This window comes from Mesorhizobium sp. M0563 (assembly GCF_040321065.1).
Taxonomy (GTDB): Bacteria; Pseudomonadota; Alphaproteobacteria; order Rhizobiales; family Rhizobiaceae; genus Mesorhizobium.
In genome coordinates this window covers 222,200-234,941 of the sequence record NZ_JAMYQV010000006.1, presented here as the reverse complement: position 1 = coordinate 234,941, position 12,742 = coordinate 222,200, and the positions used below count along the sequence as shown (strand labels likewise).

Annotated in this window: 15 protein-coding genes; 10 read left to right on the top strand and 5 right to left on the bottom strand. The window is 62.4% G+C overall.

Going from position 1 to position 12,742, the window contains the following annotated elements; translation table 11 throughout:
* The first annotated feature begins 109 nt into the window (after nucleotides 1–109).
* Nucleotides 110–949, top strand: a complete 840-nt coding sequence (locus NKI50_RS11345; RefSeq protein WP_023718198.1) for an LOG family protein — start codon at nucleotides 110–112, stop codon at nucleotides 947–949.
* Between the two features lie 34 nt (nucleotides 950–983).
* On the opposite strand, the gene NKI50_RS11340 is transcribed toward NKI50_RS11345, so the two are convergent.
* Nucleotides 984–1,691, bottom strand: coding sequence for a pyrimidine 5'-nucleotidase (locus tag NKI50_RS11340; RefSeq protein ID WP_023677476.1), 708 nt, complete (start codon nucleotides 1,689–1,691; stop codon nucleotides 984–986).
* Between the two features lie 161 nt (nucleotides 1,692–1,852).
* Here NKI50_RS11340 and NKI50_RS11335 point away from each other — a divergent pair, with 161 nt between their 5' ends.
* Nucleotides 1,853–2,614: a GGDEF domain-containing protein gene (locus NKI50_RS11335; RefSeq protein WP_352716554.1), complete on the top strand. Its 762-nt coding sequence runs from the start codon at nucleotides 1,853–1,855 to the stop codon at nucleotides 2,612–2,614.
* 70 nt (nucleotides 2,615–2,684) lie between these two features.
* Here the strand turns inward: NKI50_RS11335 and NKI50_RS11330 are convergent, their stop codons facing one another.
* On the bottom strand, nucleotides 2,685–2,852 hold the full coding sequence (locus NKI50_RS11330) for a hypothetical protein (protein ID WP_023718200.1): 168 nt from the start codon (nucleotides 2,850–2,852) through the stop codon (nucleotides 2,685–2,687).
* Nucleotides 2,853–2,945: 93 nt separating this feature from the next.
* Between NKI50_RS11330 and NKI50_RS11325 the strand changes: the two genes are divergently transcribed.
* Entirely contained in the window at nucleotides 2,946–3,446 is a 501-nt protein-coding gene (locus NKI50_RS11325; RefSeq protein WP_352716552.1) for a MarR family winged helix-turn-helix transcriptional regulator, read from the top strand.
* Here NKI50_RS11325 and phhA read toward each other — a convergent pair.
* The gene (phhA, locus tag NKI50_RS11320; protein WP_352591275.1) at nucleotides 3,441–4,274 is read right to left on the bottom strand and encodes a phenylalanine 4-monooxygenase; all 834 of its coding nucleotides are present in this window, start codon (nucleotides 4,272–4,274) and stop codon (nucleotides 3,441–3,443) included. The genes NKI50_RS11325 and phhA overlap by 6 nt on opposite strands.
* 140 nt (nucleotides 4,275–4,414) lie before the next feature.
* Here phhA and NKI50_RS11315 point away from each other — a divergent pair, with 140 nt between their 5' ends.
* The 3 genes from NKI50_RS11315 to NKI50_RS11305 all read left to right on the top strand — a co-directional run bounded on the left by NKI50_RS11315 (nucleotide 4,415) and on the right by NKI50_RS11305 (nucleotide 7,161).
* Nucleotides 4,415–4,891 (top strand): Lrp/AsnC family transcriptional regulator, encoded by a 477-nt coding sequence (locus NKI50_RS11315; RefSeq protein ID WP_023718203.1) that lies wholly within the window; start codon nucleotides 4,415–4,417, stop codon nucleotides 4,889–4,891.
* A gap of 102 nt (nucleotides 4,892–4,993) precedes the next feature.
* The gene (gene bchE, locus NKI50_RS11310; RefSeq protein ID WP_352591273.1) at nucleotides 4,994–6,541 is read left to right on the top strand and encodes a magnesium-protoporphyrin IX monomethyl ester anaerobic oxidative cyclase; all 1,548 of its coding nucleotides are present in this window, start codon (nucleotides 4,994–4,996) and stop codon (nucleotides 6,539–6,541) included.
* A gap of 221 nt (nucleotides 6,542–6,762) precedes the next feature.
* Nucleotides 6,763–7,161 (top strand): RidA family protein, encoded by a 399-nt coding sequence (locus NKI50_RS11305; RefSeq protein WP_352716549.1) that lies wholly within the window; start codon nucleotides 6,763–6,765, stop codon nucleotides 7,159–7,161.
* Nucleotides 7,162–7,293: 132 nt separating this feature from the next.
* Here NKI50_RS11305 and argB read toward each other — a convergent pair whose 3' ends face one another.
* Together argB and NKI50_RS11295 are read right to left on the bottom strand one after the other, a co-directional pair.
* Nucleotides 7,294–8,187: an acetylglutamate kinase gene (argB, locus tag NKI50_RS11300; RefSeq protein ID WP_023677482.1), complete on the bottom strand. Its 894-nt coding sequence runs from the start codon at nucleotides 8,185–8,187 to the stop codon at nucleotides 7,294–7,296.
* Between the two features lie 96 nt (nucleotides 8,188–8,283).
* Nucleotides 8,284–9,780, bottom strand: coding sequence for an amidase (locus NKI50_RS11295; RefSeq protein WP_023718206.1), 1,497 nt, complete (start codon nucleotides 9,778–9,780; stop codon nucleotides 8,284–8,286).
* A gap of 126 nt (nucleotides 9,781–9,906) precedes the next feature.
* On the opposite strand from NKI50_RS11295, the gene NKI50_RS11290 reads away from it, so the two are divergent.
* The 4 genes from NKI50_RS11290 (at nucleotide 9,907) to msrB (ending at nucleotide 12,579) form a co-directional block, all read left to right on the top strand.
* Nucleotides 9,907–10,446, top strand: a complete 540-nt coding sequence (locus NKI50_RS11290) for a sigma-70 family RNA polymerase sigma factor (RefSeq protein ID WP_023718207.1) — start codon at nucleotides 9,907–9,909, stop codon at nucleotides 10,444–10,446.
* Nucleotides 10,443–11,147: an anti-sigma factor gene (locus tag NKI50_RS11285; RefSeq protein WP_352484356.1), complete on the top strand. Its 705-nt coding sequence runs from the start codon at nucleotides 10,443–10,445 to the stop codon at nucleotides 11,145–11,147. The genes NKI50_RS11290 and NKI50_RS11285 overlap by 4 nt, the downstream gene beginning before the upstream one ends.
* 202 nt (nucleotides 11,148–11,349) lie before the next feature.
* Entirely contained in the window at nucleotides 11,350–11,907 is a 558-nt protein-coding gene (locus tag NKI50_RS11280) for a fasciclin domain-containing protein (protein ID WP_352515757.1), read from the top strand.
* Between the two features lie 171 nt (nucleotides 11,908–12,078).
* A complete protein-coding gene (msrB, locus tag NKI50_RS11275; RefSeq protein WP_292655897.1) occupies nucleotides 12,079–12,579 on the top strand; it encodes a peptide-methionine (R)-S-oxide reductase MsrB in 501 nt (166 codons plus the stop codon).
* The last annotated feature ends 163 nt before the right edge of the window (nucleotides 12,580–12,742 follow it).

The following is a 12,742-nucleotide window of genomic DNA, read 5'->3' as shown; positions in this document are numbered from 1 at the left end:
CCTTAACCTGTTTGAAAGTCGCGCGGACCCTATGTGAAGGCTTGGGGAGGGTCAATCGCGGCAGCGTCACGGGACGGCGCAAGTGAATGATTGGACGGGTAAAGCAAATATGACTCCCATGGAAAAGGCGGGGTGGACGCCGCTACCGCATTCGGACGAGGATCTGGAGCGGTCGAAAAGCGTGCCGGACACGCCGCAAACGCGCGCGGAGACATATCGGCTGGCCTGGAACGACCCCGATTTCATGACGCGGCGCGAGTTGCGCGCGGTCAGGCTGCAGCTCGAACTGCTGAAACCGGAGATGATCCTGGCCGAGCGCGGCATCCAATCGACCGTCATCCTGTTCGGCGGCGCGCGCATCCCCGAGCCCGGCGGTGAAGCCTGGGCGGCCAAGAACGAGACGCAGAAGAAGAATCTCGAGCAAAACAGCAAATACTATGAGGAGGCGCGCAAATTCGCCCGCCTCTGCTCGCAGCAGTCGGCCACTTCGTACTATCGCGAATTCGTCGTGGTGACCGGCGGCGGGCCTGGCGTCATGGAGGCCGGCAATCGCGGCGCCGACGATGTTGGCGCGCCGTCGATCGGTCTCAACATCGTGCTGCCGCACGAGCAGGCGCCAAACGCCTACGTGACGCCGGAACTCTGCTTCAACTTCCACTATTTTGCGGTCCGCAAGATGCATTTCGTCATGCGTGCCAAGGCCGTTGCGGTGTTTCCCGGCGGCTTCGGCACGATGGACGAGTTCTTCGAGACGCTGACCTTGATCCAGACCGGCCGCATGGAACGCGTGCCGGTCATCCTGTTCGGCAAGGCTTTCTGGGCAAGGGCTATCGACCTCGACTTCCTCGCCGAGCAAGGCACGATCACGCCCGGCGACCAGGATATCATCGATTTCGTCGACACCGCCGATGAGGCCTGGGGGATCGTCAGCCGCTTCTATAAACTTTGACATGCAAGCAAGGACTTGAAGCGCGCCGGCTGCCTCAAGCGGGGACTTCGACGATCGCCGTGAGAAAGCCGGCGAGATCGTCGGTGACGAAGTCCACGTCGTCCTCGTTGGCCGGGTCGCGTTCCCAGATTTCCGAGAAGGTCGGCTCGAAATTGCGCGGCACCACCAGCACCGTGGTCATGCCCAGCGATTTCGGCACCGACAGGTTGCGGGCGAGGTCTTCGAACATCACCGCATTTTGCCCGGTGACGGCATGGAGTTCGGCAAATTTCTCGTAGGATTGTCGCGCCGGCTTGGGGTTCAGCCCGGCTGCTACGATATCGAAAATGTCGTCGAAATGCTCGAGAATGCCCAGCTGCCGCGCGGTGCGTTCGGCATGCCGGCGATCGCCATTGGTGAAGATGAATTTGCGGCCGGGAAGCTGGCGTATGGCGGTGCCGAGGACGGGATCTGGCACCAGCCAGGAATAATCGATGTCGTGGACCTTCTCGAGAAAGTCGTCGGGGTCGATGCCGTGGCGCGTCATCAACCCGTTCAGTGTCGTGCCGTATTCCCGGTAGAGCTCCTTTTGCAGCTTGCGTGCTTCCTCGCGCGGCAGCGTCAGCAATTCTCCGACATAGGCGGTCATCTTCACATCAATCTGAGAGAACAGATTGGAATGGTGCGGATAGAGCGTGTTGTCGAGATCGAACACCCAGTCGGTGACATGGGCAAAGCGGGCGGGGTCGGGAAGCGTGGTCATACCGTCCTTATGGCACGAAACGATCTTTCTAACAGGAGGTTTATCCACAACCTATGCGCGCCCTGGGTGGTGAAAATGGCGCCGTGATTAAAATCTTAAGCATCGCCGAAAGGTGACATTCAGCGCTTGCTGGCACCAAGACGGACCAGTGGGAGCAAGCGATGAATCGCATATTTCTAAAGTCTGCCGCCATCGCTTTCGCCTCCGTCGCCGTCTCACTTTTGCTGACGCTGATCGTCGTGCCGGCAATGGGTTTTCCGATCAATCGCACCATCTGGTTGACGTCCACCGTATGCCCGCTGGCTCTTGCCTGGGGCGCCGGTGCCTATTCGGTCTGGCAGGGCGAAAGGTTGAAGACCGCGCATCGCGAGCTCGCCCGCGCCCATGCCCAGCTCGCCGCCGCCCACAGGCGCTTGGCGGAAAAGGCGAGCCGCGACGACATGACCGGCATGCTCAACCGCGAAAGTTTCTTTGCCGCCCTCGACGGCTCTCGGCGTAAATCCGATCGCGGGGCATTGCTGATCGTCGATGCCGACCATTTCAAGACCATCAACGACAGCTACGGCCATCTGATCGGCGACGAGGCGCTGCTCCTGATCGCAAGTGCGATAGAGCGTGGCGTGCGCAGCGGCGATGTCCTTGGCCGCATTGGCGGTGAGGAATTCTGCGCCTTTCTGATCGGCGCCACCGAACACGAAGCCAGGCGCGTCGCCGAGCGCATCCGCCGTGAAGTAGAGCGTATCCGTTTCCGGCCCGTCGACGAACGAACCGTTCCGCTGACGGTCAGTATCGGCGGGACCACCTGCGGCGAGGACGCCGCAGTGTCGGAGCTGATGCGCGCCGCCGACCAGCGGCTCTACGAGGCCAAGCATCGCGGCCGCAACCTGTCGATCATCGATCGTGACATTTCCGAAGCAGCGTGAACTCGGCCCTGAGCCTTCTGCTGGAAAAATTCCACCCTATCAGAATTCAACCGCGCCGCGGCCAGTGCTGTCAAAATCCGAAGATGGCGATGCGGAACAGCAGGGCAGCGGCCGCCAGCGCGACCAGTGCAATACCAAGGCCAATGGGAGAACCCCAGCCATACCATTCCATCGCCAGCTTTGCGTATTTGAATTCTTCGGCCGGTGTGAGTGGGCCGCGCGTCTGGTTCTGGTTCATTGTCCACTCCTTGCGTGCTGCGACAGGCCGTGCCTTGCGCCCGACGCAGCATATTACTATAATAGCCGTAATGTTAGGCAAATTGATAGTTAGATGATCGAAGTAAATTCGTCAAGCATGAATCGGGCCGACATGAAGACGGCCATCAGCCTCGCCATTATGGGCTGGCAGGACGCGACGCAGGCTTATGACGAGGCAGTAGGCGATAGGCTTGAGCTGAGTACGGCGGAACGCCATTGCCTGGCGCTGCTCTATGGCGGCCCGCAATCGGCTGGCGAGGTCGCGGCCGCAACAGGGTTGACGCCGGCCGCAGTCACCGCGCTGATCGACCGGCTGGAGGCGCGCGGCCTGCTGACACGAACGCGCAGCCTCGAGGACAGGCGCAAGGTGGTCATAGAGGCGACGGAACTCACGCGAGAACTATCGGCGCGCTATTATGGTGCGATCGCGCAGGAGGGAGAAAGGGTGATCGCCACATTTAGCGACACCGAGCTGGCCACGATCCTGCGCTTCGTCACCGCATCGCTCGACCTTCAGCGCGACCAGCTTGCCCGGCTGAAATCCGAGGCCCTGGAAACAGCCGACAGCCTATAGGCTCGCCGGGTCGAGCGCCGGCTCGCCTTTGCGGCGCGCCACGATCGCCGCAAGATCGGCGGTCTCGAAAGCATCACGCAGCACGTCGAACGACGGCAGCACGAAATAGGCACGCTGGAACTTGTCGATCTCGTAGCCGGTGCGCATTACGGTTTCCAGGTCGAAGGCGACATGGTGCGCCTCGCCGCCTTCGACCGCGAACTGAAGCTCGGTGAAGGATGACATCAGCCCGGCGCCGAAAGCCTTCAGCGGCTGGCCCGGCTCGCGTATCAGCCCGTATTCGACGGTGTACCAGTAAAGCCTGGTGATCATCTCGTCGCCGCCGACCGCAATCACGCTGTCGGCCTTCTTGCCATACATCTGCATGAAGTCGGCAAAGACCGGCTGCGTCAGGATCGGCACGTGACCGAAGAAATCGTGGAACATGTCGGGCTCGACAATGTAGTCGAGCTCCTTTTGGGTTCGCAGCCAGTTGGTGACCGGGAAGCGACGGTTGGCGAGGTGGTCGAAGAACGGCTGGGCGGGAATGAGCCCCGGCACGGCGACGATCTCCCAGCCGGTGAGCTTGCGCAGCTTCTCGCTGACCTCACCGAAATCCGGGATCTTGTCGAGAAGGCCGAGCGCCGCAACGCCATCGAGATAGGAATGGTGGGCGAGCTTCCTGGTCAGCTTCGTCTGGCGGTCGCACAGCGTGCGCCACACCGCCTGTTCTTCGTCGCTATAATTGTAGCCCTGCGCCACGGTGAAATCGGCACGGCAGACCGAATAATCGCCGCGAAGGCCTCGCGCCGCGCATTCGCGGGCGTAGTCGGCAACGTTCATCGTCATGGCTTGCTCTCCCTGGAAATCATGATCAGCGGATCGTCGGAAATTCTAGCCGGATGGCGCGAGGCAAATCAGCTTTGATGGTGGCTCAAATGCGGGGTTGGAGGTAAAAGACTCCACGATCGAGCTTTGGGAGAGTGAAAATGCCTCAGTTTGACGAATTCGAGATCAAGATGCTCGACAGCCTGCAGCGCGACGGGCGCAAGCCGGTATCCGAACTGGCGCAGGAGATCGGCCTGTCGACGACACCTTGCGCGCGGCGCTTCGAGGCGCTTCAGCAGGCGGGCATCATCAAGGGCTTCGCCGCGGTGCTCAGCCGTCGCGCCGTCGGGCTGATGGTCGAGGTGTTCATCCAGGTGCGCCTGACCAGCCACAGCGACGGCTCGCCCGAAAGCTTCATCGCCGCCGTCCAGCGGATGGACGAGGTGTCCTCATGCTGGACCATGACCGGCGATCATGATTTCCTGTTGCATGTGATGGTGCCGTCGGTCGACGAGCTCAATGCCTTCGTCATGCACCGGCTGATGCGGCTCGAAGGCGTGCGCGACGTCCACACCCAGCTTGTGCTGCAGAACATCAAGGGGCCGGGCCATGTCCCGCTTGCACATCTCAGACGGTAGGCATTTCTGCGGAAAAGCTGCACACAAACTGCTGAAGCGAGCCAATCTCCAGCGCTAGATCGCCGACTACGACATGTGGACCGCCATCGCATAAGGTCCGCCATGAAAATCGTCCTGATCAACCCGCCACATACGGCCATCGGCAGCCGTGTGCCGGACGACCATCTGCCGCCGCTCGGTTTGCTGGCACTGGGCGGTCCGCTGATCGACGCGGGACATCAAGTGCGACTTGTGGACGCCGAATTCGGGCCGATGCCGCTTGCCACGCTGGTCCGGGACGCCTTGAGCGATCATCCCGACTGTATTCTGATCGGCCATTCCGGCTCGACCTCTGCGCATCCGACAGCCCTACTGATCGCCGGCATGGTCAAACACATCGACCCGGCGACAATCCTGATTTATGGCGGCGTGTTTCCGACCTATCACTGGCGCGACATACTGGCCGAAACGGAGGCCTTCGACTTCATCGTTCGTGGCGAGGGGGAGGCGACCATCGTCGCGCTGGTCGAAGCGCTTGAAAAACGCAAGCCGCTGTCGGATGTGGCGGGCATCGCCTTTCGCGACGATTTGCGCCGGCCTTTTGCCACCAAGCCGGCAAGGACGATCGCCAATCTCGACGACTACCGCATCGGCTGGGAACTGATCGATATCACTCGCTATAGCTATTGGGGAGGCAAGCGTGCGGTGGTCATGCAGTTCTCGCGAGGCTGTCCGCATCTGTGCAACTATTGCGGCCAGCGGGGGTTCTGGACGCGCTGGCGGCACCGCGACCCCGTGAAGTTCGCGCGGGAGATTGCCTGGCTATACCGCGAGCACCGCGTCGAGCTGATCAACCTTGCCGACGAGAACCCGACCTCGTCCAAAAAAGCCTGGCGCGCCTTTCTCGATGCGATGATCGCCGAGAATGTGCCGGTGCTGATCGTCGGCTCCACCCGCGCCGACGACATCGTCCGCGACGCCGACAGCCTGCATCTCTATCGCAAGGCCGGCGTCATCCGCTGGCTGCTTGGCATGGAAAATACCGACGAGCAGACGCTCCAGTTGATCCGCAAGGGCGGCAGCACCTCATCCGACCGCGAGGCGATACGGCTGCTGCGCCTCAACGGCATCTTGTCGATGGCGACCTGGGTGGCCGGTTTCGAGGACGAAAGTTTTCGCGACCTCTGGCGCGGCTTCCGCCAGCTGATCGCTTATGACCCCGACCAGATCCAGGCGCTCTATGTGACGCCGCACCGCTGGACGCCGTTCTTCAGGATTGCCAGGGATCGCAAGGTGATCCAGCTGGACGCCCGCCTGTGGGACTACAAGCACCAGGTGCTGCAGATGACCCGCCTCAAGCCGTGGATGTTGTTCTTCGCCGTCAAGCTGATCGAACTGGCCGTGCAGTCGCGGCCCAAGGCCTTGGCGCGCATCCTGTTCCACAAGGATCCGGAGCAACGGCATTCGATGCGCTGGTACACCAAAATGGGCCGCCGCGTCTGGTTCCGCGAAGTCTGGGGCTTTCTGGTTCGCGACCGCCGCCTGAAGAATGGCCCGACGCTCGCCGAATTCTGGGGCGCGCCGCAGGACGAGGAAGAGGAATCGATGGTGGTCGCGCACCCGGCGCGCAGGCTGACACCGCCTGCGACCACGATTTCGTCGCGCGCCTGACCGGCTCGGGCAATCTTTTAACAAGCATACGCAACGTATGTATATTGACATACGGAATGTATGTACCCACTTCGGGATACGGGACGGATATCAGCGACCGCCCCGGAAAATGGAACGCAGCGATCCAAAACCCCGAAGTCTTGCGGGCGGCTCTCACCTTCTCGGAGAAGCCACATCGCGATGGTCGGGACCGGCCTGCCTTGTCTGATTGGAGTGAAACAATGACCAAACGCGATGCGATCTTCCCTGCCGGTCGGCAGGCCCTCTACGAAGTCAATCGCTATTCGGCGGCGATCCGCTCAGGCGGCTTTCTGTTCGTCTCGGGCCAAGTCGGCAGCCGCGAGGACGGATCGCCGGAGCCAGCCTTCGAAAAGCAGGTCCAGCTTGCCTTCGACAATCTCGCGGCGGTGCTGAAGGCCGCCGGTTGCACGTTTGACGACATTGTTGACGTGACCACGTTCCACACCGACCCGGCCAAACAGTGGGAGGCGATTGACGCCGTTCGACTTAGGGCGATCGGTGAACCGCCCTACCCGAACTGGACCGCGGTGGGGGTGAATTGGCTGGCGGGCTTCGATTTTGAGATAAAGGTCATCGCGCGCCTTCCTCAGTCCGGATGATCGATTGGCGGCGAGCGACGAAGGCGGAGACTACCTAGTCGCCCGTTCGCCCGCCCGCCTGTCTCGACAAGCGCTGCGATGGTGATCGGATGGTCTTCCGGTCTGTCGCGGCGTTGAACAGACTGAGGCCACTCACGGCACGATCAGCGTGCCGGCGCCGTGTTCGGTGAACAGCTCGAGCAGCACCGCATGCGGCGTCTTGCCGTTGAGGATGACGACGCCAGCGACGCCGCGCTCGATTGCCTCGATGCAGGTTTCAACCTTGGGGATCATGCCGCCCGAGACCGTTCCGTCCTTGATCAGGGCCTTGGCCTCGGCCACGGTCAACTCGTCGATCAGCTTCTTGTCCTTGTCGAGCACGCCGGGCACGTCGGTGAGAAACAGCAGGCGCGTCGCCTGGCAGGCGCCGGCGATGGCGCCGGCAAAAGTGTCGGCGTTGATGTTGTAGGTATGGCCGTCGCGGCCGGGCGCCACCGGCGCCAGCACCGGGATCATTTCGGACCGCGCCAGGAGGTCGAGCAATGTGCGGTCGACCTCGACCGGTTCACCGACGAAGCCCAGGTCGAGCACCCGCTCGATGTTGGAATCAGGATCGATCATGGTCTTGCGCGCCTTTTCGGCAAACACCATGTTGCCGTCCTTGCCGCACAGGCCGATCGCCCACTCGCCCTCGGCATTGATCAGCGCGACGATTTCCTTGTTGATCGACCCGGCCAGCACCATCTCGACAATCTCGACGGTCTTCTGGTCGGTGACACGCAAGCCGCCCTCGAATTTGGATTCGATGCCCATCTTGCTGAGCATGGCGCCGATCTGCGGCCCGCCGCCATGCACGACGATCGGGTTGACGCCGGATTGCTTGAGCAGTGCGATGTCGCGGGCGAAGGCTTTGCCGAGCGCGATGTCGCCCATCGCGTGGCCGCCATATTTCACCACGACCGTCTTGTTCTCGTAGCGCTGCATATAGGGCAGCGCCCTTGAAAGCAGCGCGGCCTGCATTTCGGCGGTGGCGGCGACATCCGTCATCGGCGTGGTTCCCAGCTTGGCATGAACGGCGGCGTCTTAGCGGGAATTGGACGAGGGGGCAAACGGCTTTGCTGTCACGATCGATCAAATCACCGCCTATGCCGGCACCTGCAGCGGCGCCCGCCGGCCCAGCCATCCCGAGATCTTTTCCATCTGCGCGGCGAACGACAAAAGCGTCTCCTCGTCACCGGGGCGGCCGGCGGCCTGGACGCCGAGCGGCAGGCCGGCATCGGTCACGTAAACCGGAAGCGTGATCGACGGTTGCCCGCTGACGTTCTGGATCGCCGGCCAGTGGGTGAACCAAAGGCTCTTGTCCATCAGCTGGCCGAATAGCGGCTTGAACTTCAGCAGGCCGGCGAGGCGCAGTCTGTCCAGGACATTCTCGATGAATTCGTCGGCGCCTTTCGGGTCCATGGTGCCGCAGGCGAGCGGCGGGTGCGCGATGACAGGCATCAGCACTGCATCATAGTGCGCGGTTTCGGTGATAAGGCGGCGCGAGGTTGCGTGCAGCCGCTGCAGGCCGGCATAGATTTCGCCGGCCGAGAGGATTTCACCGAACCGGCTCATCACGCGCGTGGCGCGTTCGATATCGCCTGAGATGGAGCGGCCGACGCGCAAGGCCTCGCCACGCATCGTGCCGGCCACCGCCGCGGCGACGGTTCTGGCGAAATCGGCGATGAAATCGCGGTCGATATAGGGCAGGTCGATCTCCTCGACGCTGTGCCCGCCTTCGCGCGCCAGCCCAATCGCCGCATCCAGAGCTTTCAAGGTTTCTTCCGAAATCGGCAGGCCGAGCGGCGATTTTCGGTAGAAGGCGAGCTTGAGCTTGCCCGGATCGCGCCCGGCGGCCGCAGTGAAACTGCCGTTCGGCGAGGGTGCCGCGTAGGGCGACAGCGGTTCGGGCCCGTGGGTCAGGTCGAGCAGCAGGGCCGTATCGCGCACCGAGCGGGCCAACGCATGGTCGACGACAAAGCCGTACCAGCTTTCAGTGACGAGCGGCGTCAAGGGCACGCGGCCGCGCGAGGTTTTCAACCCGACCAGCCCGGTACAGGCCGCAGGCACCCTGATCGAGCCGCCGCCATCCGAGGCGTGCGCCACCGGCACGACGCCGGCCGCGACCAGCGCAGCCGCGCCGCCCGAGGAACCGCCGGTCGTGTGAGCGGTGTCCCATGGATTGCGGGTGACGCCGTAAGCCACCGACTCGGTCACCAGCCTCAGCCCGTGTTCGGGTGCGGTGCTGGTGGCGATCGGGACCAGGCCGGCGGCCAGATAGCGTTCCGTCATGACCGAGTTAAAATCGGGGGTGTAGGCTGGGATGCGGCTGCCGCCATGCGTCGGCACGCCCTTCATGGCAATGCCGAGGTCCTTCAGCGCAAAGGGCACTCCGGCAAGCGGCAGCTTGTGGTCGACGGTTTTCGCTCGCGCCCGCGCCGCCTCAAAAAGCGGTTCGGCGATGGCGTTGATCTCCGGCTGGGTGGCCTCGGCCCGGGCGATCGCCGCATCGACGAGATCTTGCGGTGTGATCTCTCCCTTGTGCACGAGTGCGGCCTGGCCGGTTGCGTCATGCTCCCACAGAACCCGCTCGATCGACATGGTCGCCCTCCCGCTCATGGCAAGCTAGCGGGCGGCGATTTCCTTGGCAATCGACGCTGGCGCTGCCAGTGCGCAAGACCATTTCAGTCGTTGCAAATACATTGCAATCGCCTAATTTGGCGGCCGATGACGCCGCAGGACATCAGCAACCTGATTGTCCGGACCTCGATGAAGGACCGGGCTGCGTTCGATCTGCTGTACCGGCAGACCAGCGCGAAACTTTTCGGCGTCTGCCTTCGTGTATTGAAGGATCGGGGAGATGCAGAAGAGGCGCTTCAAGAGGTCTTCGTCAAGATATGGACGAAGGCGGACCGTTTCGCCGTTTCGGATCTGAGCCCGATCTCCTGGCTGGTGGCCATTGCGCGCAATCATGCGATCGATCGGATCAGGGCGCGGCGAGAGCCTGCCGCCTATATCGATGCCGCGCTCGACGTGGCCGATCCGGCGCCGGGGCCGGAGGCCATGGCCGTGGCGGGCGGTGAGTCCGGACGCATCTACCATTGTCTCGAGGAATTGGAGAAGGACCGGGCGGCGGCCGTCCGGGGCGCCTATCTGGATGGCAAAAGCTATGCGGAGCTGGCGGAGCGCTATGGCGTACCGCTGAACACGATGCGGACCTGGCTGCGGCGCAGCCTGTTGAAACTGAGAGAATGCCTGGAAAGATGACGCTGGCTGACGACAATGGACCGGAACGTGGGGGCGACGACCTGTTCGCCGCCGAATACGTTCTTGGCGTTCTGGCCGCCGATGAACGCGAGATCGCGTCGCGCCGCATCGATGCGGACGCCGCCTTCGCGCGCCTTGTGGATGCCTGGGAGGCGCATCTTTCGCCGATGGCCGCCGCCTATCCGGAGACAGAGCCTCCGATCAGGGTCAAGGAAGCATTGGACCGCCGGCTGTTCGCTGCAGAGCCGCGCGCCGGCCTCTGGTCGAGCCTTGGCTTCTGGCGCGGTCTTGCCGCCGCCGCCATTGCGGCGCTGGCAATCTATATTGCCTTGCCTTACGTCAATCCACCGGTCGTCGAGCCGCAAACCCGGCTTGTCGCCTCGTTGGCAGCCGAAGGCAGCGATGTCAAATATCTCGTCGTCTACGACGCCGTCCGTCACGATGTCGGCCTTTCCCACGTCTCCGGCGAGCGGACCGCCGGCAAGGACTTCGAGCTGTGGATGATCGAAGGCAAGAACGCGCCGGTGTCGATGGGCGTCATCCCGGCCGGTGCGACCGCGCATCTGGCCATCCCGCCCGCCGTCCGGGAGAAATTGGCGCAAGGCGCCGTGCTTGCGGTCAGCGTCGAGCCTGCCGGCGGTTCGCCGACCGGCCAGCCGACTGGACCGGTGGTCGCAGCGGGCGATCTGAAGAGCATCTGACCGATTCTTGCTTCGGAAGAAGACCTGAAATCTATCTCTCACGAACCAAAATCATGCAAAGCTTGTCGGCGGTGACCGATTAGCACATGGAAAATTGAAGCGACACAATATTTCTTACGTGAGGACGAAACTCCGGCATTTCTGTTGCGTATCTTCTTGCGTTCCCGAACGAGGGGAACGATAACCCAAGGAGATTGAAATCATGCCTAAATTCGCCACCCTTTTGCTTGCCGGCAAGGTTGCGATTTCTGCGATCGCCACCATTGCCTATGCCCAAAATCCGATGGTCGGCGGCGCCGCCATGTATGCCCAGAAAAACATCGTCGAAAATGCTGTCAACTCGAAGGACCACACGACGCTGGTCGCTGCCGTCAAGGCAGGCGGCCTGGTCGATACGCTGCAAAGCGCTGGCCCCTTCACCGTGTTCGCGCCGACCAACGAGGCCTTTGCGGCACTTCCAGCCGGCACGGTGGAGACGCTGCTCAAGCCTGAAAACAAGGACAAGCTCGTCAAGATCCTGACTTGCCATGTCATCGGCGCCAAGGCGATGGCCGCCGACGTCGCCAAGATGGTCAAGGATGACGGTGGCACCCACAAGGTCAAGACGGTCGGTGGTTGCGAACTGTCGCTCAAGACCGACGGCGGCAAGGTCACCGTGACCGACGAGAACGGCAATGTCGCTAATGTGACGATCGCCGATGTCGAGCAGTCCAACGGCGTCATCCACGTCGTCGACAAGGTTCTCCTGCCGAAGATGTAACAAACGCACGCTGCCGGCGAAGATATCGCTAAGGGCCTCCCTGCGCACACTCCGCGCCGTTCACGCAAGTGGATAGGCGCGGAGTCCCGCTTTGAGGACAGCGATCGTCACCGGCTTTTGATTTCCGTCTGGCGGTCGAATTTGGCACAAGCAGTAACAGGAGGAATGGGCATGAACCGTCGCGAGCTTCTTTTGAGTGGTGCGGCAGCCATTGGCGTTGTCGCAGGCGCCACCGCGCTGCGCATGGGCGGAGCCCAGGATGCACGCGCGGCCGAGACTTTCGAGGTTACCAAGACCGAGGCCGAGTGGCGCGCCATCCTGTCCGACGCGGCCTTCAATGTGCTGCGCAAGGAGGGCACGGAATACCCGGGCACCAGTCCGCTGCTCAACGAGCACCGCAAAGGCATCTTCGCTTGCGCCGGCTGCGACCTGCCGGTCTATTCGTCAGAGACCAAGTTCGATTCCGGCACCGGCTGGCCGAGCTTCTGGCAGGAAATCCCCAACGCGATCGGCAAGACCGTGGACAGGTCGTTGGGCATGACCCGCACCGAGGTCCATTGTCGCCGCTGCGGTGGCCATCTCGGCCACGTCTTCGACGACGGTCCGCCGCCGACCGGGTTGCGGCATTGCATCAACGGTGTCGCCTTGACCTTCAAGCCGGCGACGGCCTGAGGATGGCTGCGCCCCTGACTTTGTCGGAGAGCGCTAGAGCATCGGACCCAAAAGTGCGAAGCGGTTTTGGGAAAATCCGATGCTCAAACAAAAAGTTGGAGCGGTGGAGTGTCCGCCGCTCCAAGACTTCGTAATGGTTGATTTTGCGCATGACCCCGAAATC

What these genes read in the sequence shown, in the direction of transcription:
- NKI50_RS11290 (WP_023718207.1), top strand. Translation starts at nt 9,907, where the DNA reads ATGACGCCGCAGGACATCAGCAACCTGATTGTCCGGACCTCGATGAAG.
- NKI50_RS11345 (WP_023718198.1), top strand. Translation starts at nt 110, where the DNA reads ATGACTCCCATGGAAAAGGCGGGGTGGACGCCGCTACCGCATTCGGAC.
- msrB (WP_292655897.1), top strand. Translation starts at nt 12,079, where the DNA reads ATGAACCGTCGCGAGCTTCTTTTGAGTGGTGCGGCAGCCATTGGCGTT.
- NKI50_RS11285 (WP_352484356.1), top strand. Translation starts at nt 10,443, where the DNA reads ATGACGCTGGCTGACGACAATGGACCGGAACGTGGGGGCGACGACCTG.
- NKI50_RS11295 (WP_023718206.1), bottom strand. Translation starts at nt 9,780, where the DNA reads ATGTCGATCGAGCGGGTTCTGTGGGAGCATGACGCAACCGGCCAGGCC.
- NKI50_RS11280 (WP_352515757.1), top strand. Translation starts at nt 11,350, where the DNA reads ATGCCTAAATTCGCCACCCTTTTGCTTGCCGGCAAGGTTGCGATTTCT.
- phhA (WP_352591275.1), bottom strand. Translation starts at nt 4,274, where the DNA reads ATGACGATGAACGTTGCCGACTACGCCCGCGAATGCGCGGCGCGAGGC.
- NKI50_RS11340 (WP_023677476.1), bottom strand. Translation starts at nt 1,691, where the DNA reads ATGACCACGCTTCCCGACCCCGCCCGCTTTGCCCATGTCACCGACTGG.
- NKI50_RS11305 (WP_352716549.1), top strand. Translation starts at nt 6,763, where the DNA reads ATGACCAAACGCGATGCGATCTTCCCTGCCGGTCGGCAGGCCCTCTAC.
- NKI50_RS11325 (WP_352716552.1), top strand. Translation starts at nt 2,946, where the DNA reads ATGATCGAAGTAAATTCGTCAAGCATGAATCGGGCCGACATGAAGACG.
- NKI50_RS11330 (WP_023718200.1), bottom strand. Translation starts at nt 2,852, where the DNA reads ATGAACCAGAACCAGACGCGCGGCCCACTCACACCGGCCGAAGAATTC.
- NKI50_RS11315 (WP_023718203.1), top strand. Translation starts at nt 4,415, where the DNA reads ATGCCTCAGTTTGACGAATTCGAGATCAAGATGCTCGACAGCCTGCAG.
- NKI50_RS11335 (WP_352716554.1), top strand. Translation starts at nt 1,853, where the DNA reads ATGAATCGCATATTTCTAAAGTCTGCCGCCATCGCTTTCGCCTCCGTC.
- argB (WP_023677482.1), bottom strand. Translation starts at nt 8,187, where the DNA reads ATGACGGATGTCGCCGCCACCGCCGAAATGCAGGCCGCGCTGCTTTCA.
- bchE (WP_352591273.1), top strand. Translation starts at nt 4,994, where the DNA reads ATGAAAATCGTCCTGATCAACCCGCCACATACGGCCATCGGCAGCCGT.